The 21,866-nt window shown below is 59.6% G+C and carries 18 protein-coding genes; 7 read left to right on the forward strand and 11 right to left on the reverse strand.

The window, feature by feature from the left end:
- Positions 1-72: 72 nt before the first annotated feature.
- From ASD46_RS11265 to ASD46_RS27070, 4 genes are all read right to left on the reverse strand, one after another.
- Positions 73-3,348 (reverse strand): error-prone DNA polymerase, encoded by a 3,276-nt coding sequence (locus ASD46_RS11265; RefSeq protein WP_025595754.1) that lies wholly within the window; start codon positions 3,346-3,348, stop codon positions 73-75.
- The gene (locus ASD46_RS11270) at positions 3,345-4,862 is read right to left on the reverse strand and encodes a Y-family DNA polymerase (protein ID WP_060642274.1); all 1,518 of its coding nucleotides are present in this window, start codon (positions 4,860-4,862) and stop codon (positions 3,345-3,347) included. The genes ASD46_RS11265 and ASD46_RS11270 overlap by 4 nt, the downstream gene beginning before the upstream one ends.
- The gene (locus ASD46_RS11275; protein ID WP_060642275.1) at positions 4,777-5,541 is read right to left on the reverse strand and encodes an ImuA family protein; all 765 of its coding nucleotides are present in this window, start codon (positions 5,539-5,541) and stop codon (positions 4,777-4,779) included. The genes ASD46_RS11270 and ASD46_RS11275 overlap by 86 nt, the downstream gene beginning before the upstream one ends.
- Before the next feature lie 69 nt (positions 5,542-5,610).
- Positions 5,611-5,784: a hypothetical protein gene (locus ASD46_RS27070; RefSeq protein WP_156390039.1), complete on the reverse strand. Its 174-nt coding sequence runs from the start codon at positions 5,782-5,784 to the stop codon at positions 5,611-5,613.
- On the opposite strand from ASD46_RS27070, the gene ASD46_RS11285 reads away from it, so the two are divergent.
- The 3 genes from ASD46_RS11285 to ASD46_RS27770 all read left to right on the forward strand — a co-directional run bounded on the left by ASD46_RS11285 (position 5,771) and on the right by ASD46_RS27770 (position 7,764).
- Positions 5,771-6,124 carry a DUF1304 domain-containing protein gene (locus ASD46_RS11285; RefSeq protein WP_060642276.1) on the forward strand — a complete coding sequence of 118 codons (354 nt, stop codon included), beginning with the start codon at positions 5,771-5,773 and terminating at the stop codon, positions 6,122-6,124. The genes ASD46_RS27070 and ASD46_RS11285 overlap by 14 nt on opposite strands.
- Before the next feature lie 4 nt (positions 6,125-6,128).
- Entirely contained in the window at positions 6,129-7,400 is a 1,272-nt protein-coding gene (locus tag ASD46_RS11290) for a glycerate kinase (RefSeq protein WP_060642277.1), read from the forward strand.
- Between the two features lie 115 nt (positions 7,401-7,515).
- Positions 7,516-7,764: a hypothetical protein gene (locus tag ASD46_RS27770; RefSeq protein ID WP_013761505.1), complete on the forward strand. Its 249-nt coding sequence runs from the start codon at positions 7,516-7,518 to the stop codon at positions 7,762-7,764.
- Positions 7,765-7,879: 115 nt separating this feature from the next.
- Here the strand turns inward: ASD46_RS27770 and ASD46_RS11300 are convergent, their stop codons facing one another.
- From ASD46_RS11300 to ASD46_RS11325, 6 genes are all read right to left on the reverse strand, one after another.
- Positions 7,880-9,067, reverse strand: a complete 1,188-nt coding sequence (locus ASD46_RS11300; protein ID WP_013761506.1) for a Gfo/Idh/MocA family protein — start codon at positions 9,065-9,067, stop codon at positions 7,880-7,882.
- 71 nt (positions 9,068-9,138) lie between these two features.
- Entirely contained in the window at positions 9,139-10,191 is a 1,053-nt protein-coding gene (locus ASD46_RS11305) for a sugar phosphate isomerase/epimerase family protein (protein WP_003510723.1), read from the reverse strand.
- Positions 10,192-10,337: 146 nt separating this feature from the next.
- Entirely contained in the window at positions 10,338-11,411 is a 1,074-nt protein-coding gene (locus ASD46_RS11310; protein ID WP_003510725.1) for an ABC transporter ATP-binding protein, read from the reverse strand.
- 17 nt (positions 11,412-11,428) lie between these two features.
- A complete protein-coding gene (locus tag ASD46_RS11315) occupies positions 11,429-12,277 on the reverse strand; it encodes a carbohydrate ABC transporter permease (protein WP_003510727.1) in 849 nt (282 codons plus the stop codon).
- Positions 12,270-13,208, reverse strand: coding sequence for a carbohydrate ABC transporter permease (locus ASD46_RS11320; RefSeq protein WP_003510729.1), 939 nt, complete (start codon positions 13,206-13,208; stop codon positions 12,270-12,272). The genes ASD46_RS11315 and ASD46_RS11320 overlap by 8 nt, the downstream gene beginning before the upstream one ends.
- Before the next feature lie 69 nt (positions 13,209-13,277).
- A complete protein-coding gene (locus tag ASD46_RS11325; RefSeq protein ID WP_060642278.1) occupies positions 13,278-14,579 on the reverse strand; it encodes an ABC transporter substrate-binding protein in 1,302 nt (433 codons plus the stop codon).
- Between the two features lie 196 nt (positions 14,580-14,775).
- Between ASD46_RS11325 and ASD46_RS11330 the strand changes: the two genes are divergently transcribed.
- From ASD46_RS11330 to ASD46_RS11340, 3 genes are read left to right on the forward strand one after another with little or no spacing between them, the layout of a single operon-like run.
- Entirely contained in the window at positions 14,776-15,975 is a 1,200-nt protein-coding gene (locus ASD46_RS11330) for an ROK family transcriptional regulator (RefSeq protein ID WP_060642279.1), read from the forward strand.
- 53 nt (positions 15,976-16,028) lie between these two features.
- Positions 16,029-17,129 (forward strand): Gfo/Idh/MocA family protein, encoded by a 1,101-nt coding sequence (locus ASD46_RS11335; protein WP_060642280.1) that lies wholly within the window; start codon positions 16,029-16,031, stop codon positions 17,127-17,129.
- A 17-nt stretch (positions 17,130-17,146) separates the two neighbouring features.
- On the forward strand, positions 17,147-17,788 hold the full coding sequence (locus tag ASD46_RS11340; RefSeq protein ID WP_003510737.1) for a ThuA domain-containing protein: 642 nt from the start codon (positions 17,147-17,149) through the stop codon (positions 17,786-17,788).
- Between the two features lie 47 nt (positions 17,789-17,835).
- On the opposite strand, the gene ASD46_RS11345 is transcribed toward ASD46_RS11340, so the two are convergent.
- Entirely contained in the window at positions 17,836-19,194 is a 1,359-nt protein-coding gene (locus ASD46_RS11345) for an amidase (protein WP_013761512.1), read from the reverse strand.
- A gap of 346 nt (positions 19,195-19,540) precedes the next feature.
- On the opposite strand from ASD46_RS11345, the gene ASD46_RS11350 reads away from it, so the two are divergent.
- Positions 19,541-21,859, forward strand: a complete 2,319-nt coding sequence (locus ASD46_RS11350; protein WP_013761514.1) for an EAL domain-containing protein — start codon at positions 19,541-19,543, stop codon at positions 21,857-21,859.
- Positions 21,860-21,866: the final 7 nt, after the last annotated feature.

Raw genomic sequence — 21,866 nt, forward strand, 5'->3', positions numbered from 1 at the left:
GACGCGCTCTATCTCTTTGTTTTTACGAATTTTCTGGACGTAAAACCGCTACGCACTTTTACTGGAAATGCTCTAATGGAAATTGCGGGAAATGACCTTTATCCTCTCCACCTCATCTCCATCCTGGGTCGCAGGCGGTGGGCGTTTCCTGATGTTGCGATGATCGTCCGGCGGAATACCGTGGTGGAACTCGTCGCCGCGCCCATGCGGCAGAGGAAAGGGGTGGTTGCGCTCACCCACGCTTGCCAGCGCCTCTGACAGATCGGTCAGCCGGTGTGCGACCAGATGCACCACCTCGCCTTCCCGTTGGATCTTGCCGTAAATGCCGACCATACCGGCGGAAAGCACCACGCGCCGGTATTTTTCGAAGGTCTTTACCCACAGAACCGCATTGGCAATACCCGTCTCATCCTCCAGAGTCATGAAGATCACTCCCTTTGCCGAGCCTGGGCGCTGGCGCACCAGAACCAGCCCCGCCGTTTCCAGCCACGTGCCATCACGGACGCGCACCGCCTCCGCGCAGCTGACGATGCGCCGGCGGGAAAGATCGCGCCGCAGGAAGGACATGGGGTGTTCGCGCAGGGTCAGCCCCACATGGCCATAATCCTGCACCACCTCGCCGCCATCAGTCATGGGCCGCAGCGCGACGGAGGGTTCGGAAAGCTCATCCACCACAGCGTTTTCCCGGCTGGCAGCGGCAGCAAAAAGCGGCAACGGCTCATCCCGCAACGCCTTGATGGCCCACAGCGCCTCGCGTCTGGAAAGCGACAGCGACGGCAGAAAGGCATCGGCTTCGGCGAGACAGACTAGGGCAGCGGCGGGAACACCTGCCCTCCGCCAGAGATCGTCCACGGAAACGAAATCGCGATCCTGACGGCAGGCGACGATTTTTGCTGCATGATCGTTGGAAAGCCCCTTCACCATGCGCAGGCCAAGCCGCACGGCGTAGCGCTCTTTACCATTCGCATTCTTCTTGCCCGTGGGCTCCAGCGTGCAATCAAACCGGCTATTGTTCACGCAAACCGGGCGCACCTCCACGCCATGATCGCGCGCATCACGCACAATCTGCGCCGGGGCGTAAAAACCCATTGGCTGCGAATTGAGAAGCGCCGTACAGAAAATATCGGGATAATGGCATTTCAGCCATGAGGAGGCATAGGCGATCAGCGCGAAGGAGGCCGCATGGCTTTCTGGAAAACCATAACTGCCGAACCCTTCCAGCTGCTTGAAGATGCGTTCGGCGAATTCTTGCTCATAACCACGATCCACCATGCCATCGATCATATCCTGGCGGAATTTGGAGATGGTGCCGACATTCTTGAAGGTCGCCATGGCGCGACGCAACTGATCCGCCTTACCAGGTGAAAAACCGGCGCATTCGATGGCGACGCGCATCGCCTGCTCCTGAAACAGCGGTACACCCAGCGTTTTGCCCAGCACGCCTCTCAGTTCCTCTTTGGGATAATGTTCTTCTTCTTTTTTGTCACGGCGACGAAGATAGGGGTGCACCATGTCGCCCTGAATGGGACCGGGACGAACGATGGCGACCTGAATGACGAGATCGTAAAATATCTTTGGCTTCAACCGCGGCAGCATGGACATCTGCGCCCGGCTTTCAATCTGGAAGGTACCCAGCGTGTCGGCTTTCTGGATCATGGCATAGGTGGGGTCATCATCCTGTGGGACAGTGGCGAGATCGTATTTAACGCCCGTGCGCTCCTCCAGCATGTTGAAACCGCGTCTCATGCAGGAGAGCATGCCGAGCGCCAGGCAATCCATCTTCATGAATTTGACGATATCTATGTCATCTTTGTCCCATTCGATGATCTGCCGGTCGTCCATGGCGGCGGGTTCGATCGGCACCAACTCGTCCAGCCGGTCATGGGTCAGAACGAAGCCGCCCGGATGCTGGCTGTGATGGCGCGGCGTGCCGACAAGCTGGTTGGCCAGCTCGAAGGCGAGCTTCAGGCGGCGGTCCTCCATATTGAGGTTCAGTTCCTGCACCTGCTTTTCGCCCACCCCTTCGCTCCAGCGCCAGACCTGCGAGGACAGAAGTTTGGTCAAATCTTCCGGCAGGCCCAGAACCTTGCCGACATCGCGCAGCGCCCCGCGCCCGCGATAACGGGTGACGACCGAGCACAGCGCGGCCTTGTCGCGACCATAAGTGTTATAAACCCACTGGATGACCTCCTCGCGCCTTTGATGCTCAAAATCCACGTCGATATCAGGCGGCTCGCGCCGTTCTTCCGAAACGAAACGTTCGAACAGGAGATCAACCTTGAGAGGATCGATGGCGGTGATGCCGAGCACATAACATACCACCGAATTGGCGGCTGAGCCGCGCCCCTGACAGAGAATATTTTCCCCCCGTGCAAATTGGACGATGGCATTTACCGTCAGAAAATAGGGTGCATATTCCAGCCTGCCGATAAGCCCCAACTCATGATGCAGCGCCTTTTCCACCTTCTCCGGCAGACCATCCGGATAACGCCCCGGCGCCGCTTCCCAGACGAGCTTTTCCAACGCCTGTTGCGCCGTCAGCCCCGGCAGGCTGCGCTCTTCAGGATATTGATAGACCAGCTCCTTCAGCGAAAAGGTGCAACGCTTCGCGATTTCGAGGCTGCGGGCCAGTGCTTCCGGGTAGCGGGCAAACAGCCGGTGCATTTCCTGAGGCGGCTTCATATAGCGGTCGGCATGCCGCTCGCGCCGGAAACCCGCCTCGTCAATGGTGCAATTGTGCCGGATGCAGGTAACGACATCCTGCAGCATGCGACGCTCGGGCACATGAAACAGCACGTCATTGGTAACAACAGTCGGCACATCAGCGGCTGCAGCCATATTCGACAATTCGAAAAGCCGCATCTGGTCGTTGGGTCGTCTTCGCAGGCTCAGCGCCATATAGGCCCGGTCAGCAAAAGTAGCTTTCAACCGGCGCAGGCGAAGCGCGCAGAGATCGTCAGCCAGATCGGCGAGCAGCACCACGATAAGGCCTTCGCCATAAGCTACGAGATCGTCCCATGTGAGCCGACACTTACCCTTGCCACACCTCTTCTTGCCGACGGAAAGCAGCCGACAAAGCCGCCCGTAAGCCGGGCGATCCATGGGATAGACAAGCACGGAAAGATCGTCATCCAGATCGAGCCGGCAGCCGATGACGAGCCGGATGCCATGATTATCGGCCGCTTCATAAGCGCGGGGAATGGCCGCAAGGCTATTGCGATCGACGATGCCGAGTGCCTCGATACCGAGATTTTTTGCCTGTTCGAACAGTTCATCACAGGAACTTGCACCGCGCAGGAAGGAGAAATGCGTGGTCACCTGAAGCTCGGCATAGCGCGGCGTGCTCATGCGAAGACCCCATGGATGAACCAGCCCTGTGAGCCCGTCTCGGTATGTTCGCCATCACCTGAGCGGAAAATCCAGAAGCGCTCGCCGCTTTCGTTTTCGACAGTGAAATAATCGCGCACGGCGGCCTTTTCGCGGTCGCGTTTCCACCATTCGCCAAACACCCGTTCCGGCCCATCAGCGCGCCGCACATTATGGCGCACGCCTTTCCAGATGAAATAACGCGGCGGATGATCCGGAAGCAGCGCCAGAGTTTCGATGGGTTCCGGCCTTGCAAAAAGCCTGACCGGGCGCGGCCAGTGGCAAGGCCAGCCGAGCGTATCCTCAGGTGCCAGCGCCGCAACGCTGGCAAGAGAACGTTCCGGCACGTCGCTTGCCACCGCCGCATAACGATATACCCTGTGGCCACGATTGAGGATGACATCGACCGTATCGGCGATTTCCGCACGCCCTTCCTCCAGAAGCGAGGACCGGGCCTGCGCGGCGATAAGCGGCTCGGCATGGGTGGCGGTCAGCACCATCATCTCGATGCCGAAACCGGGATCGATGGTGTCGATACGGTCGGTCAGAAGCCGGACAAGCTGTTTGGCATCACGCACCGGTCTGGAGGTGCCGGCCCGCACGGCCTGCAAGCCGCTATCCACCCGGTGCAGCACCAGATCGACGCGACGTGCGCCAAGGCCGCGCTTTTCCAGCGAGACGCAAAGCTCAGCAACCAGCTTTTGCACATAGCGGGCAATTGTCTCCGCCGCCGCGATCGGCTCGGGAAAGGCGCGGCGCACCTCCACCAGTTCGGCAATGCGCACCGGCTCGATAGGTTCGCCAGTCTCGCCGAAAGCCTGGGTAAGCCGCCTGACCACTTCCGGGCCGAAACGCAGGGTCAACGGCGCCCGTGGAGCCTCGGCAAGTTCGCCTATGGTGCGAAAACCGAGCACCTTCAATCCGGAAACGATACGCTCCTCCAGCCTGAGCGCCGCCAGCGGCAGCCCGCTGATCGCCGCCCGCTGCCCGCCCGGCGATACGATGCTGATCTCCTCACGGCCAAACCGGGCAAGCGCATGGGCCGCCCCCCAGCTATCGGCAATGGCAGCGCGGGCGGCGAAGCCTGCGGCATGCAGGCGGTTCACCATGCCGCTCAACATCAGCGTCTCATTGCCGTGCAGATGGTCCGCACCTGCCGTATCCAGCACCAGCCCATCAGGCGGATCTGCGGCGACGATCGGGGCATAGATACGCAGGAAATGAAAAGCGAGTTGTTGCAGGGCGCGGGCATCCGCCGCCGCATCCAGATCCTCGACAACGAGACCCGGCACCAAAGCCTGCGCCTTGCTGACGGGTGTACCGGGCCTGATGCCCGCCGCCTTTGCTGCCTTGTCCAGCGCCAGCACCGGGCGGCGGCTGCCCTGACGGCCGATCATGACCAGCGGCTTTTCAACCGGCGGCGCGTTCTGCCCCGAAAGACGCCGGTAGCGATCCGTCGGCCATGTCGGCAGGTAAAGCGAGACGACCCTTTGCATCACAGGCTTCCACTTCAAATGCAGCGCTTTCGCCGCCGCGACATCGCAAAAGTTCCAGAAACCAGCGTGGCCTGCCGACCCCCGGCACCGGCAGGGGCGAAGATGGCCGGACAGAGACACGCCAGCGGGTTACAGCGGCCGTCGGCTCGCCAAACAACGCCGCATCGGCTGGGCGCCGGAAGCGTCGAATGGCAATGCCGGTGACACCAGAGGTTTCCGCCGCCAGTTGCAACCGCCGCGAGGCATTCATCGGCAACTTCGCAAGCTCGCCCATCACGGCGCCAAAACCGTTGCAGCGCAAGCCTTCCTCGAAACAGTCGAGCACGCCTTTCTCATCGCGGCATTCGACGATGATGACCCGGTTCTGCGACAGGCCCGCCTGCGTCAATGCCGGCATGAACAGATCCCTGCGGGTGACACACCATAAGACCTTGCCGGACAGCCTTGCTGCCACACCGGCCGCAAAAAGCGCCGCTGCCGCACCATCGGCGGCACCATTGCCGCCGCCGCTCACCTCATGCAGGCAACCGAGCTTCAGCCCGCCTCCAGGCAAATGGTGATCGATGGCATCCACGCCGAAAGGCAAGGCCTCGTGCAGGCGGTGAGGACCGCCACCGATCCTTTCCAGCCTTTCACGCAGCTCTTCGACAACGAGCAACTGTTCCGCGCGCTTTTGCATGGCATGACAGGTTTCAATTCCGGTTTTTCAGTTTTATTGTTCCTGTTTTGTTCTTATTTCAGCAAAGAGTCAAGCAATGCCGTGCGGCTCTTCAACAGGTTTGCGCGGGAAGAGAGGGATTATGGCCTTGCGGCCATGTGTACCACCGTTAAAACGGATTATCCGGTCGGCCTCTCCCTTTTTGCGGATAATTGACGCGCCGGACATCAGGGTTTGGAGGAAACCGCCGATGATCGCCAGCATTCTGATTGCCGTGGTTGCGGCCATCCATGTTTACATCACCATTCTGGAAATGCTGCTGTGGGAAAAGCCGGCCGGCCGCAAGGCCTTCGGCCTCTCTGAGGATTTTGCGCGACAGACGAAGGTGCTTGCCGCCAATCAGGGGCTTTACAATGGTTTTCTGGCAGCCGGATTGATCTATGGGCTCACGCAGGGCGATGAAGGACTGAGTTTCAAGGTCTTCTTCCTCACCTGCGTCCTGGTAGCCGGCATTTTCGGCGCCATTACCGCCAATATGAAAATCCTGTTCATTCAGGCTTTGCCGGCATTGTTTGCGCTCGGCTTCCTCTGGATCGGAGTATGAACCTATGACCGCATGGAACGATCTCCGCGCAAAAGACGCCCTCAACCGCATATTTATGGCGGCAGTGGCGAGTGCCGATCCCGCAAAGGTGCTGCAACATCATCTTCCTTCCCCGCCCAAGGGCAGGTGCGTGGTGGTCGGCGCGGGCAAGGCCTCGGCTGCCATGGCCGCAGCGCTTGATAAGGCCTGGGCGGATGTGAACCTCTCCGGTATCGTCGTAACCCGTTACGGTCATGCCGTTCCGGCCGGGCGCATCGAAATCATCGAGGCCTCCCATCCCGTGCCCGACGACATGAGTGCTGAAGCGGCAAGACGCATTCTTGCCTCCGTTGAAGGGCTGACCGCAGACGACATGGTGATCGCGCTAATTTCCGGCGGCGGTTCGGCACTGATGGTCGCACCTGCCGAAGGCATGACGCTTGCGGACAAGATGGCCGTCAACCGCGCATTTCTTGCCAGCGGTGCGACGATTTCCGAGATGAATGCCGTGCGCAAGCACCTCTCCCGCATCAAGGGCGGACGACTGGCGCTGGCCGCCAAACCGGCCAGAGTGGTTTCGCTGTTGATTTCAGACGTACCGGGCGACGATCCCTCCGAAATCGCTTCCGGCCCCACGGTTGCCGATCCGAGCGATATCAACAATGTGCGGGAAATCGTCTCCCGTTATGCGCTCGATCTTCCCGAGAATGTGCGCAAAGTGCTGGAAAAGGGCGAGGAAACGCCGAAGGCAGGCGATATAGAAGAGGACATCAGGCTGATCGCGACACCCTCGCTCGCCCTACAGGCGGCGGCGGACGAGGCGGTGAAGCTTGGCCTTACGCCGCTCATCCTCGGGGATTCGCTGGAGGGCGAGTCAAAGGATGTCGGCGCGGTGATGGCGGGTATCGCCCTCTCCGCCAGCCGCAAGGGCCTGCCAGTCAAAGGCCCGGCCGTGCTGCTTTCCGGCGGAGAAACCACGGTGACGATCGGCAAAGGGCTGGCCGGCAAGGGTGGGCGCAACACGGAATTTCTGCTGAGCCTTGCACTGACGCTGAAGGGTGCACACGGTATCTGGGCCATTGCCGGCGATAGCGACGGCGTAGACGGCGTTGAGGATGCGGCAGGCGCACTGGTGACGCCCGGTACGCTTGCGCGTATGCGCAACGCCGGTGCCGATCCGCGCCGGTCGCTGGTGGGACACGACAGCTACACCGCCTTCAAGGCGGTTGGCGACCTTGTCGTCACCGGTCCGACGCTGACGAATGTGAATGATATCAGGGCGATTTTGATCGGGTGAAAGCGGGAGAGCTCGAGCCTGTTATGGCCGTGCGGTGCGCATCGTTGAGGGTGGCTGTTTTGACTATACCGTCGGACAGGTATAATCTGGTGGCCTGTCTTTTGGAGCCTCAGCCATGCGTTTTGGAGTGCTCGTAATTGGTCTAGCCCTGGCCCTGATCCCCACCTTGGCGGACGCCCACAATTGCAAATGCCGAAATCGCGGTGTCATGTTCGAACTCGGCCAGACATCCTGCCTGAGGGTCGATGGCGGCTCCTATCTCGCGCGCTGCGAAATGAAACTTAACGTCTCATCCTGGACGAGAATACAGGACGGTTGCCCCGTGACTGAACGAATGCAGCATCAGATGACACGCGCAAATTGATCACGTCTTCATGTGGGTCATGAGGGGAAAGCAGGCAGAGATAAGCCGAGAGCTTGCCCCCTCATCCGGCGCTTCCCCGCAGGGAGAAGAAATACGCCGCGACGCCATGTCGATCTTACAGCTTCACCCAGCCGCCATTCTTCTTGCCGGATTCGATGCAGGCGGTGACAAAAGCGACGCCTTTGACACCGTCATCGACGGTCGGATAGGTGACCGCCTTGTCGAGCTCCGAACCGGTGCGGCGGGCTTCGATGGCGTGGGCCGCTTCGGTATAGATGGTCGCGAAGGCTTCGAGATATCCTTCCGGATGGCCCGAGGGAATGCGCGTGACGCGCGCGGCCGCAGCACCGGCGCCAGCACCGCCGCGGGTGATGAGCTGTTTCGGCTCGCCAAGCTTCGTGAACCAGAGATAGTTCGGATCAGCCTGCGTCCACTCGATGCCTGCCTTGTCACCGTAAACGCGGACCTTCAGCCCGTTTTCATGCCCGACAGCCACCTGGCTGCACCAAAGCAGGCCCTTGGCTGGTTGCTTGCCGTCCTTTGGCTTGAAGCGCAGCATCACATGCGCATTGTCGTCCAGACGGCGACCTTCCACGAAGGTATGTACATCCGCTGCCAGTTCATCGGCTTCCAGACCGGAAATGAAGCAGCCGAGATTATAGGCATGGGTACCGATATCCCCTGTGGAGCCGCCGACACCGGATTGCGCCGGATCGGTGCGCCAGACGGCCTGTTTCGCACCGGTCTGCTCCAACGGCTCAGCCAGCCAATCCTGCGGATATTCCATCTGCACCAGACGGATGTTCCCGAGCGCACCGGTTTCCACCAGTTCACGCGCATGCCGCACCATAGGATAACCGGTGTAGTTATGGGTGAGGATGAACAGCGCGTCCGCCTTGTCCGCCACGTCCTTCAGCTTTTTGGCATCCTCCAGATTGGAGGTCAGCGGCTTGTCGCAGATGACATGGATGCCGCGTTCCAGAAACGCCTTCGCCGCAGGATAATGTACGTGGTTGGGCGTGACGATCGCTACCGCCTCGATACCATCCTCGCGAAGCGCTTCCTTCTCGGCCATTTCTTCGAATGACCCATAGCAACGCTCTGGAGCAAGCCCGAGTTCGCGGCCGGAGGCCAGGGATTTTTCCGGTGTCGAGGACAAGGCCCCGGCCACGAGATCGAAGCGGTTGTCGAGCCGCGCGGCCATGCGGTGAACGCCGCCGATAAATGCACCCGAACCGCCACCCACCATGCCCAGGCGAATCCGCGTGTTCGCCTTGTCGGTTGTCTTTCCTTCAATAGCCATAATGTCTCCTCGGCATTTTCTAAGCGCATTCCCACACGGAAAACGGCTTCACACTTTTCCTGGAAATGCTTTTAAAGCCCAAGCATGCGCCGGTTGGCCGCATCATCGGTGCCGGCAGATGCGAAATCATCAAAGGCTTTTTCCGTGACGCGGATGATATGGTGCTTGACGAACTCGGCCCCTTCCCGGGCACCGTCTTCAGGATGTTTCAGCGCGCATTCCCATTCAACCACTGCCCATCCGTCGAAATCATTGGCAGCCATTTTCGAGAATACCGCACCGAAATCCACCTGCCCGTCACCCAGCGAGCGGAAGCGGCCCGCACGGTTGACCCAACCCTGATAACCGCCATACACGCCCTGGCGGCCGGTCGGATTGAACTCAGCGTCCTTGACATGGAACATCTTGATGCGGTCTTTGTAGATGTCAATATTGTCAAGATAATCAAGGCATTGCAGCACGTAATGCGACGGGTCGTAGAGCATGTTGGCGCGCTTGTGGTTCTTCACACGCTCCAGGAACATCTCGAAAGTCACGCCATCATGCAGATCTTCGCCGGGATGGATTTCGTAGCAGACATCCACGCCCTGCTCATCGGCGTAATCGAGGATCGGCGTCCAGCGTCTTGCCAGCTCGTCAAAGGCGGTTTCCACCAGACCGGCCGGGCGCTGCGGCCACGGATAGATGAAGGGCCAGGCAAGAGCGCCCGAAAAGGTCGCATGTGCGTTGATGCCGAGATTTCTCGAAGCCTTCAGGGCAAGCTTCACCTGTTCCACCGCCCATTGCTGGCGAGCCTTCGGATTGCCGCGCACTTCAGGTGCTGCAAAACCATCGAAGGCCTCGTCATAGGCGGGGTGAACGGCAACCAGCTGGCCCTGCAAATGGGTGGAAAGCTCGGTTACCTCGACGCCGTTCTGGCGGGCGACACCCGCAAATTCATCGCAATAATCCTTGGATTCCGCAGCCTTTTTCAGATCGATCAACTGCCCGGCCCAGGTGGGAACCTGCACGCCGGCATAACCCTTTTCTGCTGCCCATTTGGTAATGCCGTCCCATGTATTGAAAGGCGCAGCATCACCGGCAAACTGACCGAGAAAAAGACCCGGTCCCTTGATCGTTTTCATAAAAATCTCCTCCTGTATCGATACAGTTCAGCGGTAAAACCGCTTTGGCTCCCAATTTGCCAAGCTAACCGCTCATAATTTTCAGACAAGCCCCAAATGCCGGGGAGCGAGAGAATTTCGTTATTCCACTAAAAAACGAAACACGTCTAAAGCGCCAGACCGCTTGCCCTGTCGAACACATGCACACGCTCGTGATGCACGGTGGCGGCAAAGGGGGTGTTGACCTTGACCAGTTGCTCGCCATCCACCACCGCCGTAACCTGATCGCCCGCCAGTTCGAAGACCACATGCGTCTGCGCGCCCGTCGGCTCGACCAACACCGTCCTGCCGGACAGTGAAATATCGCCGCCGACGGTCGAACCGATATGTTCCGGTCTCAACCCGATCGTCACCGACTGGCCGCGCTTGACATTTCTTGAGGCGGCAATGCGGATCGCCGTCCCGTCCTTCAGCCGGGCGGCAGGTTGATCGCCCTCGCCGTCGACCACGCCTTCGATGAGGTTCATGGCCGGCGAGCCGATGAAGGCGGCAACGAAAAGATTGGCAGGTGTCTTGTAAAGTTCGAGCGGCGTGCCCTGCTGCTCGATACGGCCGTGATTGAGCACCACCACCCGGTCGGCCAGCGTCATTGCCTCGATCTGGTCATGGGTGACGTAGATGGAGGTCGTACCGACTTTCTGATGCAGAGCCTTGATTTCGCTACGCATCTGCACGCGCAGCTTGGCATCCAGATTGGACAGCGGCTCATCGAACAGGAAGACGGCCGGGTTGCGCACCACGGCGCGGCCCATGGCGACGCGCTGGCGCTGGCCACCCGAAAGCTGCGAGGGCTTGCGGTCCAGAAGCTTGCCGAGATCGAGCATGCGTGCGGCTTCCGCCACGCGCTCATCGATGACATTTTTCGGCTGCCCGGCAAGTTTCAGGTTGAAGCCCATGTTTTCGGCGACCGTCATATGCGGATACAGCGCATAGGATTGGAATACCATGGCGATATTGCGCTCGCGCGGCGTCATGGAATTGACGACGGTGCCGCCAATGAGGATATCCCCATCGGTGATTTCCTCCAGCCCGGCGATCATGCGCAGCAGGGTAGATTTGCCGCAGCCCGAAGGCCCGACCAGCGCAATGAATTCGCCATCGGTTATATCGAGCGAGATGCCGTGAATGACATCGAGCGAGGCATAGGACTTGCGGATATCCCTAAGTTCGACGGAAGCCATGTTTTGCTCCTTTCAAGTCACGATTTGACGGCACCGGCCGTCAGGCCCGCGATGATGTGTTTCTGTGCGAGGAAGAAGACGATGACGGTCGGCAGGATCGTCAGCGTGATGAAGGCGAGCACGAGCTGCCATTCCGTGCCGAATTCGCCGCGATAGACCATGATGCCGAGTGGCCAGGGATATTTCGATTCCGAGTTCAGCATGATCAGCGGCAGAATGTAGCTGTTCCAGCTGCCGACGAAGGAAACGATCCCAACCGTCGCCACGATGGGTCGTGAGAGCGGCATCGAAATGTGCCAGAAGAAGCGCAGATAGCCGCAACCATCCACGAAAGCGGCCTGAAACAATTCTTCCGGCAGATTGCGGAAGTAATTGCGAAACAGAAGGATGCTCATGCCGAGCCCGAAAGCCACCTGCGGCAGAACCACGCCCCAATAGGTATCGAGCAGACCGAGATCGCGGATGCGGATGAACAGCGGCAGGATGGCGGTCGCCGCCGGGAACATCAGTCCCAGCAGGAAGTAATTCAGCAGGAAAGACGAGCCGAAGAACTTCACATGCGCAAAGGTGAAGGCGGCCATGGCCGAGACGGTCAGCGTCAAAAAGACCGTCAACAGCGCAATCACCAGCGAATTGAATATCTGCAGCCAGTAGCGCTTGCCGAAGAGGATGTCGCCGTAATTGGCCCATTGCCACTCGGCTGGCAAGCCGAACGGGTTGACGCGGAGATCCCCCAGCGTCTTGAAGCCGCCAAGCGCCGTCGTCAGAAGCGGGATGAGCACGATGGCCGCGATCAGGCTCAGCGATATATAAAGATAGAGCTTTGTTTGCAGCGGCATGCGGACGGAAGTGGATGGTTCAGTCATGGCGCATGAAAATCCTTTTGTAACCGAAGGCGAGCGTCACGCAGATAACGAAGAGAACGACACCCACCGCGCTGCCAAGCCCCACCTGCATGCGCATGACGCCGTAGGTATAGAGAAAGGTGACCATGGTTTGCGTGGAGTTGGACGGACCGCCGCCGGTGAGCGGCATGATCATGTCGAACAGCTGTAGCGAGCCGATCACCGCAAAAAAGACGGACAGGCGCACCGTTGAGCCGAGCATCGGCAAGGTGACGTATCGAAACTTCTGCCAGCCGGATGCGCCGTCGATTTCGGCAGCTTCCAGCACGTTCTTGTCGACGGATTGAAGGCCGGCGATGAACAACATCATGTGGAAACCGAAATACTTCCAGACGATGACGCCAAGCACGGCGTAGATCGCCACATCCTTGTCGGCCAGCACGTAAGGATTGGCGAAGCCGAAGAAATTGGAGATGGCAGCGAAAAGGCCGTAATCACCATCATAAACGAAGCGCCAGATCAGGCCGGCCGCGACATCCGCAAGGACATAGGGCAGGAAGAAAACCAGCCGAAAGGCAACGACGCCCGGAAGGCGGTGCGCCAGCATCATGGCAAGCCAGATCGCCAGCGGGATCTGGATCAGCACGGAAATCAGGATGATGAGGCCGTTATTGAGCAGAGCCTGCGAAAAGGCGGCATTGCCGAACAGGACCTGGAAATTCTTCAAGCCCACGAAATCGGTCGGCGTGCCGTAACCGTTCCAGCGGTAAAGGCTGTACCATGCCGCCTCGCCCATGGGCAGGATGACGAACAGGGTAAAGAGCAGCAATGCGGGCGGAAGGAAGACCAGCAGGGTCAGCGCACGGTCATGCGCGACCGAGCTTTGCTTGCGCTTCGTCTTCGACGCGCCGCGCGCCGGTATGGACGCAGAAGTCATGGAAATATCCGTCATCTCTATCCGCTTTCATTCAGGCAGATACTGCGGCGCCGCGTCCCGCGCGGCGCCGTCATGGAACCGAAATCAGCGAAGCTCGAAAGCATCCTGAATTTGCTTGGCACCCTCTTCGGCGCTCATCTGGCCGGAAACGATTTCGACGGAGACATCGTTGACCACGCGGCCAACGGCAGCGCCCAGTGTCTGGTCGAAGAAGTTCTGGTGCCAGGTAGAGCTTGCAAGCTGCTTGGCCGAATCCGCCAGCAGCGGGTTCTTGACCGCTCCATCCGCACCCGTCGCAACCGGCAGGATCATGCCCGCAGCCGCCATCTTCTCTTCACTTTCCTTGCTGGTCAGGAAGGTCGCGAAATCGATCGCTTCCTTGGAAGCGTTTTTCGTGACTGCCCAACCATTCAGACCGCCCAGCGTGTCAGTGACTTTGCCAGCACCACCTTCGACGGCGGGAAAGGCGAAGCGACCGATATTGTCTGCCGCAAGGCCTTTGCCGTCACCGGCATTCTTGCGCTGGTTGGCTTCAGTATTGTCAAAGCCCAGGATCATCGCGGCCTTGCCGTCACCGAAGACGCCGAGCGCCTGGGGCCAGGTGGAGCCGAGATAGCCGGGCTGGAAGGGTTCGAGCTTGCCGAACTCGGCCAGTTGCTCGCCCGCCTTGATGATGGAGGGATCCATGAAGCCTTCACCCTCGCCCTTGCGGGCGGCGTCGAACACGCTCTGCCCGCCATTGCGCATGACGAGATAGCTCCAGTAGAAATGGATCGGCCATTTTTCACCGCCACCACCGGCAATCGGAACGATACCGGCTGCCTTGATTTTCTTGACGGTGGCGCCGAGATCGTCCCAGGTCTTGATGTCTTCCGCCTTTACGCCCGCCTTGGCAAACAGCTCCTTGTTATAAAAGAAACTGACGAGGCTAACCTTGTAGGGCACTGCCCAGACCTTGCCGTCAAAGGAGAGGCCGTCGATTGCCGCCGCGTTATAGGCCTGCCGCAGCTTGCCGCCATCGGCGTCGAAAACCTCGCTCAAATCCTTGAGTGCGCCGGTTTTTGACTGTTCCTCTAGGACGCCGCCGCCCCAGCTATAAAAGAAATCGGGAACGTCGTTGGACTGCAGCAACGTCGGTAATTTGGCCTTGAAGGCCTCGTTTTCCAGAAACTGCAGTTGCACGTCCACGTCAGGATGTTTGGCCTCATAGTCCTTGGCAATCTCCTCCCAGACGGCCACGGCTTTGGGGTCCAACTCCACATGCATCCATTTAACGACCGTTGCGGCCGAGGCGCTTGCGGCGCCGAGCATGAGAGCAATGCTTGTCGTTGTGGCAAAGCCTATCAGCCTGCCGCTCAGGCTTGCGCCTGCGTGCCTAATCGTCATGATCGTGATCCTCCCTCGGGGATTTCCTCATTTATTCCCCAATGCGGATTAATTCACCTTAGCACTCGCTCATTGTCAAGGCGCCATGCCGATTTTTTGAGCGAACGGCTTGACACACCCCTCCCTGACACCGTTATTTAATCCGCAATCCGACATAAATTGGTTTTCGAACCGGCATTGATCGCAGCAGGACCCCATGAAGACCGCAGACCCAGAACTGATGCGCGCGATCAACCGGCTAAGTGTGCTGGACAGCATCCGCCGCCATGGACCGATCTCCCGGGTGGAAATCAGCGAAAGAACGCAGCTTTCCACCACCACCGTATCGGCGATCACCGCATCGCTGCTCGATGACGGGCTTATCCTTACCCGCCATATCGGCGATATCCGCACGGAGGGCGCACGCGGCAGGCCGCGGGTGATGCTGGAGCTGAACCCGGATGCGGCCCGCGTGGTGGGCGCCAAGATTGCGGCAAGCCGCATGGTCTTCGTCGTCACCGATTTTTGCGGCAACGTGCTGTCCACCCTCGCCCTGCCGATCCGTGTAGACCGCCAACCGATCGGCGTCATTGCCGATCTGGTGGAAGACGGGGTGCGGCGTTGCGTGGTTGATGCCGGACTGTCGCTGGAAGATGTGGACATGGTCTGCCTTGGCCTGCCAGGCGTCATCGAACATCGCACCGGCAGGATCCGCAGCAGCCCTATCCTGCGGGAAGTAAACGTCGATTTTGCCGAGGAAATGACCTCACGGCTGAATTCCCCCACCATCATCGAAAGCGACGCCCACGCCATCACGCTTGCCCATCACTGGTTCGGACATGCGCGCGATCTGGAGGACATGGTGCTGATCTCGCTCGAGCAGACACTCGGGCTTGGCGTGATGCATCAAAACCAGCTGTTTCGTGGTGCAGGCGGCCTCAGCCACAATCTCGGCGACCTCGTGATCGGCCTTGCCAGTGAAGGAACCGTGCGGCTGGCGAGCCAGGCGGGCGAGAACGCCATTCTCGGTTCCCGCCCCGTGGACGGGCGTTTTGCAGAAGCTATCCGGCTTGGTCGCGGCATGCAGCATGCCCATGCGCTGATTGCGGCGGAAGACAACGATCTTATAGCGGCAGCCTTGCGCGCCGGTGCAGCCCTTGGCCTGACGCTTGCCAATATCGTCACGCTGTTTGCGCCGCCACGGGTCATCATCACCGGCTCCAGTCTCGAGCTCGGCGAGCCCTTCATTGCCAGCATCCGCGACAGTTACAACGCCGCCGTGCCGCCATCGCTGGCAGGCGTCGCAGAGCTGGTTTTCGACGTTGCAAGCGACGAACTGTGGGCGCAGGGGGCGGCAGCTGTCGCACTTTACGAGCTTTACGAATCGCCATGGAACACGACAGGGCCGGCGCTCTAGCCGGCAAGGTTGAGAGTGGGCTTAGGCATTTCTGATTTACGGGAGGAAATCACATGAACAAGGTCGGTATCGGCATCATCGGCTGCGGCAACATCTCCAGCGCCTATCTCAAGGCGATGGCATCGTTTCCCATTCTCGACATTCGCGGACTGGCGGATATGAACGAGGAGGCAGCAAAAGCGCGGGCAGACGAGTTCGGCTTTCAGGCAAGAAGTATCGACGAACTTCTGTCTGACCCCTCCGTTGAAATCATCGTCAACCTGACGATTCCCAAGGCGCATGTGGAGGTGGGCCTGCGCGCACTTGAGGCGGGAAAACATGCCTATTCGGAAAAGCCGCTCGGCATCAATTTCGCGGAGGGTAAACGGCTTGCGGACGCGGCAAAGGCAAGAGGCCTGCGCATCGGTTCGGCGCCGGACACCTTCCTCGGTGGCGGGCACCAGACCGCGCGCCGCCTGATCGACGAGGGTGTGCTCGGCCAGCCGGTTGGCGGAACGGCTACCTTCATGTGCCCCGGCCATGAGCGCTGGCATCCCAACCCCGCCTTTTATTACGAAGTCGGCGGCGGGCCGATGCTGGATATGGGACCCTATTACATCACCGATCTCGTCAACCTGTTCGGCCCGGTCGCCAAGGTGGCAGGTTTCGCCATCGCGCCGCGCAACGAACGCCTCATCACCAGCGAACCTAAGAATGGCGAGAAAATCCCAGTCCATGTCGCCACCCATGTTTCCGGCGTGCTGGCATTCAAGAACGGCGCGGTGGTGCAGGTGGGCATGAGCTTCGATGTGGCGGGCCACAAACATGTACCGCTGGAAATCTACGGAACGGAAGGCACATTGATCGTGCCCGACCCCAATCATTTCGGCGGTGAGGTGCAATTGCTGAAAAAGGGCGGCCAGTTCGAGCCGCAGGCACTGTCTTCGCCCTATGCTGACGGCAACTACCGCTCGATCGGCGTGGCCGACATGGCCCATGCGATCCGCGAAAACCGCCCGCACCGCGCCAATGGCGATCTTGCCTTGCACGTGCTGGAGGTCATGGAGGCCTTCCAGACGGCAGCGGACAGCGGCACCACCGTTTCCATCACCACCGAGGTGGAGCGCCCTGCTCCCCTTGAAACTTCGCTGGTCGACGGCCAGCTCGGCAAATAATCCCGAGGAGGAAATAAATGCGCGAAGCACTCATCGTCTGGGGCGGCTGGAGCGGCCACGAGCCGCAGGAATGCGCCACCATTGTCAAGGACATTCTCGAAGAGGATGGTTTCAAGGTCTATGTCGAGCACAGCACGGAGGCGTTCGCCGATCCTTCCGTGCATGACCTGAGCCTTGTCGTGCCTATCGTAACAATGTCGAAGATCGAGAAGGAAGAGATCAAGAACCTCACCGCCGCCGTCGAAAACGGCGTCGGCATTGCCGGCTTTCACGGTGGTGCAGGCGACAGTTTCCGCGACTGCGTCGAATACCAGTTCATGATCGGCGGCCAGTGGGTCGCCCATCCCGGCAATATCATCGACTACCACGTCAACATCACCCGCCCCGACGACCCGCTGATGGAGGGAATTTCCGATTTCCCCTACACATCGGAGCAATACTACATGCATGTCGATCCCTCCAACGAGGTGCTGGCGACGACAAAATTCACCGGCGACCACGCCTGGTGGATCGACGGTGTAGTGATGCCGGTGGTCTGGAAACGCAAATACGGCAAGGGCCGCGTCTTCTATTCGGCGCTCGGCCATCAGGCCAAGGAGTTTTCCGTGCCGCAGATGAAGACCATGTTCCGCCGCGGCGCCAACTGGGCGGCACGTTGAAGCGTGCATTGAGAGGCGGCCAAACAAGGCCGCCTTTTTCTTTATCATCAGCCCCGAATAATCTCTTCCGCAGCCATCGCCACACCCAGAACGTGGTCATCCGTGCCGTGCAGGCCTGATAGCAGCAGGCCAACGGGCATGCCCGCCTCGCCCGTGCCGCAGGGAATGGAAACGCCGCAGAGATCGAAGAAGTTGCCAATCTGGGTGTTGCGCAGGGTCTTGGCATTCATTGCAAAGAAGGTCTCATCATTCTCCACAAGCGGTGCGACCTTGGCCGCGACATGAGGCAATGTCGGCGATATCAGCAGCTCATTCTTGCCAATCATGCCCGAAAAAGCCGCCGTCATGCGTTCGCGCGCCTCGATAATGGCGATGTAATCCGGCAGGGAGATATTCGCGCCCAGTCTTGCTCGCGCAACCACGCGCGGGTCCATGCGAGCCGCATCAGCACCTTCCAGCCGCGCCTTGTGCAGGGCGAAGGCTTCCGCCGTTACCAGCGCACCCTTTTCCTTGATAAGATCGAATAATTGCGAAAAGACCGGGAATGCCTGCCGCCGTACAGAAGCGCCGGCCCGGGAAAGCCGTTCCACTGCCTGCTCAAAAGCGACCGCGACGCCCTCCTCGATGCCATCGAAAAACACTGTTTCCGGCACGACGAGCGACAAGCCAGACAGAGGCGTGCGCGCCGCATCAACAGCCGCCTTGCCACGCATGGCGGCATCTACCCACACGGCGTCCTGCACAGTGCGAGTGAGCGGGCCGAGCGAATCGAGACTTTTAGCCAGCGGATAGACGCCGCGCATCGAGTAACGGCCGCGGCTCGCCTTGTACCCCACCACACCGTTGAAGGCGGCGGGAATGCGCACCGATCCGCCGGTATCCGTACCGATTGCCACCGGCACCAGGCCAGCCGCAACCGCGACACCCGCGCCGGAAGAAGAGCCGCCCGGCAGCCGGTGGCCATCCGTGGAAGCGGGATTGCGCGGCGTTCCGTAATGCGGGTTGATGCCAAGGCCGGAAAACGCGAACTCGCTCATATTGGTACGGCCGACGCAGACCATCCCGGCCTCCTTCAGCGCGCTCACCACATCCGCGTCACGGGACGCAGGCGCATCGTTCGAAAGCACCGTCGATCCAGCCGTGGTCACAGTGCCTTCGAGATCGAAAAGGTCCTTCCAGGCCACTGGAATTCCATCGAGCACGCCGCAGGATCGTCCCTCGCGAATGCGTTTCAAGGCGCCTTCCGCCTCCGCCATGGCCCGCTCCGCCGTCAAGCCGACAAAGATCGCCCGGTCTTCCGATTTCCCGATTGCATCAAGCGTCTCTTCCGCCAAGGCGCGCGGATCAAGATGGCCGCTCTGGATGAGAATAGAAAGCTGCGCGATGTTTTTGCCCTTGTGAGCCATGATATGTTCCCTGAAACCGGCATGTTACGCACAACATGCCGTTTATCGGCAGCTTGGCAAGGTCAATCGCGGTACCCTTGCAACCATAAAGCCCGGTTGATGAGCGCGAAAAGAGGCCCCAATGCATCGTCGTATTTGGCGTCGATGTCCCATCGCAAGCCATCGAATATTTCAACCTGAGGTACATATTTTCGGCGCCTTATATAAGCGGCGACTATAAAAAGACGGATTAATTCTTAATCGCATCTAAACTTTGTTGAATTATTTAGCAGACACCATTGAAATACATGCCCTATAAAAATTCCATAAAACAATCATAACGCGACATCGCGGGGGAATATCGCGAATGGAAGAGACTGCCTATCGGGGGATAGATAGACAGACTGAAACCGGTGACACGCTTCGCTCAACGACGCAGCCGGTGCCGGGCCGCTTTTCGCGGCGGCGTTCGCTCGCCAGCAAGATAACCCTGATATTTCTCGGCGGCGTGATCTTTTCCTACAGCATCGGGGCGCTCGTCGGCTGGTACATGTTCGTTGCCGCCGCCAGCGAGCAATGGCTCAACCAGGCCCGCGTCAATTCACAGATTGCCAGCGCCACCCTGCGCAGCATCTATACCTATGTCAGCGTCACCGCCGACACGGACGGACAGGTGAACGGCATCTTGACCGACAAGCCGATTGGCGACGACGCTTCCATCCTCGTTACCGGCTTCAACCCCAGCGACGTTCTCGCCCTCATCGGTGCGCAGACCAAGAATGCCGTCTGGCTTTTCCGCTACGACGAGGCCGATTCCGGATTCCGTCAAATCGCGGCGGCCTTCGACAACGCCACCGACGACGCCGAAAAACCGATTGCCACCGATCCCATCTTCTCCAGAGATGCGGTCGCCGCGCGTTTTGCCACCGGCTTTGCGACGATTGGCGATTCCAGCCATTATATCGGCCTGTTGCCGATCATCAGCACGGAAACGAAAAAGCCGATTGGCGCGGTCGCCGTCAGCATCGGCGGTTCGGATGCGCTTTATGGCGCGCAGCGCAAGCTCATCTACAATTCGCTCGTCGCCCTGATCGTTGTTCTGACCGTCACCGGCGTTCTCGTGACGCTGATTGCCAGGCATTTTCTGAAACCCGTTCCGGCGCTGGTGCAGGCGACACTCAGGATCGCCCGTGAGGAAACCGATGTCGTCACGCCGTTTCAGGATCGACGGGACGAGATCGGCGACATGGCCACCGCCATCGAAACCCTGCGGGAGGCCGTTCTGGAACGTGGACGGCTCAGGCAGATCCGCGACATGGCGCAGCAACTGGAACATATGGCCCATCACGATGCGCTGACGGGGCTTCCCAACCGCGTGCTCTTGATGAAGACGCTGGAGAACCGTCTCGAACATCTTTCCACGTCAGGCCAGCCGTTCAACGTCATGCTGCTCGATCTCGACCGCTTCAAGGCCGTCAACGACACGTTGGGACACGCGGCAGGCGACGCCCTGCTGGTGGCCGTGGCCTCGCGGATTTCCTCCGTGCTCGGTGAAAACGACATGGTGAGCAGGCTCGGCGGCGACGAATTTGCGATCATACAAGCGGTGACCGATAATTGTCGCGAGGATGCGGGCGCGCTGGCAAAGCGCGTGGTCCATGCGGTCTCGCGCAGCTTCAGCCTCGAGGGCAGCCATATCAGCGTCGATACCAGCATCGGCATCGCCTGCGCGCCCGATCACGGCAACTCCGCCACCCAGCTTCTGCAACATGCGGACCTTGGTCTCTACCGGGCGAAATCCATGGGATGCGGCTTTTTTGTCTTTTACGAGCCTGGCATGGACATGGCGGCGCAGCACAAGCACGCGCTCGAAATAGACATGAAATCCGCGCTCGAAAACCACGAATTTGAGCTGTACTACCAGCCCGTGGTCAATCTGGAGAGCGGCCGCATTGTCGCCTACGAGGCCCTTGCCAGATGGCGGCACAGCAAGCTTGGCATCATCACGCCGGATCGCTTCATAACGCTTGCCGAAGAAAACAATTTCATCAAACCTCTGGGCGAATGGGTTTTGGCGCAGGCCTGCATGGACGCCATGACCTGGCCCAGGGATATCCGACTTGCCGTCAATCTTTCCGCCGTGCAGCTTTGCAATGACGATATTGTCCCGATCGTTGACGGCGCGCTGAAAGCCTCCGGCTTCCCGGCCGAGCGGCTCGAGCTTGAAGTGACGGAAACGGCAATGCTCGAGCGCGACAACAGCGCCAGGGCTTTAAAGCTGCTGAAGGAAATGGGCGTCCGCCTCGTGCTTGATGATTTCGGCACCGGTTATGCCGGGTTGAGCACGCTGACGCATGTTGCCTTCGACAAGATCAAGATCGACCGTGAATTCGTTTCCGGCCTGCCCGAAAATCCAATGTGCTCGGCCATCGTCAACACCATCATCGACATGGCAGAACAGATCGGCCTGAAAGTCACCGCCGAGGGCGTGGAAGACAAGAAACAGGTCGAGGCCCTCAAGCTTTCCGGATGCGACGAGGCACAGGGCTATTATTTTGCCGAGCCGGCGCCGCTTGCCCGGATACTCAAGAACCGTGCCGTCATCGCCCAAACCGGAAACGACGAATATAGCGACGTCGGGCGACCGATGCAGGAAACCTATTACCCGCCACAAAAAGCGATTTGAGAACGCG

This window comes from Rhizobium sp. Root491 (assembly GCF_001427205.1).
Lineage (GTDB): Bacteria > Pseudomonadota > Alphaproteobacteria > Rhizobiales > Rhizobiaceae > Agrobacterium > Agrobacterium tumefaciens.

Coding starts and splice junctions, on each gene's coding strand:
- ASD46_RS27770 (WP_013761505.1), top strand. CDS start 7,516: ATGCGTTTTGGAGTGCTCGTAATTGGTCTAGCCCTGGCCCTGATCCCC.
- ASD46_RS11320 (WP_003510729.1), bottom strand. CDS start 13,208: ATGACGGATATTTCCATGACTTCTGCGTCCATACCGGCGCGCGGCGCG.
- ASD46_RS11275 (WP_060642275.1), bottom strand. CDS start 5,541: ATGCAAAAGCGCGCGGAACAGTTGCTCGTTGTCGAAGAGCTGCGTGAA.
- ASD46_RS11330 (WP_060642279.1), top strand. CDS start 14,776: ATGAAGACCGCAGACCCAGAACTGATGCGCGCGATCAACCGGCTAAGT.
- ASD46_RS11325 (WP_060642278.1), bottom strand. CDS start 14,579: ATGACGATTAGGCACGCAGGCGCAAGCCTGAGCGGCAGGCTGATAGGC.
- ASD46_RS11310 (WP_003510725.1), bottom strand. CDS start 11,411: ATGGCTTCCGTCGAACTTAGGGATATCCGCAAGTCCTATGCCTCGCTC.
- ASD46_RS11335 (WP_060642280.1), top strand. CDS start 16,029: ATGAACAAGGTCGGTATCGGCATCATCGGCTGCGGCAACATCTCCAGC.
- ASD46_RS11345 (WP_013761512.1), bottom strand. CDS start 19,194: ATGGCTCACAAGGGCAAAAACATCGCGCAGCTTTCTATTCTCATCCAG.
- ASD46_RS11305 (WP_003510723.1), bottom strand. CDS start 10,191: ATGAAAACGATCAAGGGACCGGGTCTTTTTCTCGGTCAGTTTGCCGGT.
- ASD46_RS11290 (WP_060642277.1), top strand. CDS start 6,129: ATGACCGCATGGAACGATCTCCGCGCAAAAGACGCCCTCAACCGCATA.
- ASD46_RS11340 (WP_003510737.1), top strand. CDS start 17,147: ATGCGCGAAGCACTCATCGTCTGGGGCGGCTGGAGCGGCCACGAGCCG.
- ASD46_RS11350 (WP_013761514.1), top strand. CDS start 19,541: ATGGAAGAGACTGCCTATCGGGGGATAGATAGACAGACTGAAACCGGT.
- ASD46_RS27070 (WP_156390039.1), bottom strand. CDS start 5,784: ATGCTGGCGATCATCGGCGGTTTCCTCCAAACCCTGATGTCCGGCGCG.
- ASD46_RS11270 (WP_060642274.1), bottom strand. CDS start 4,862: ATGCAAAGGGTCGTCTCGCTTTACCTGCCGACATGGCCGACGGATCGC.
- ASD46_RS11285 (WP_060642276.1), top strand. CDS start 5,771: ATGATCGCCAGCATTCTGATTGCCGTGGTTGCGGCCATCCATGTTTAC.
- ASD46_RS11300 (WP_013761506.1), bottom strand. CDS start 9,067: ATGGCTATTGAAGGAAAGACAACCGACAAGGCGAACACGCGGATTCGC.
- ASD46_RS11315 (WP_003510727.1), bottom strand. CDS start 12,277: ATGACTGAACCATCCACTTCCGTCCGCATGCCGCTGCAAACAAAGCTC.
- ASD46_RS11265 (WP_025595754.1), bottom strand. CDS start 3,348: ATGAGCACGCCGCGCTATGCCGAGCTTCAGGTGACCACGCATTTCTCC.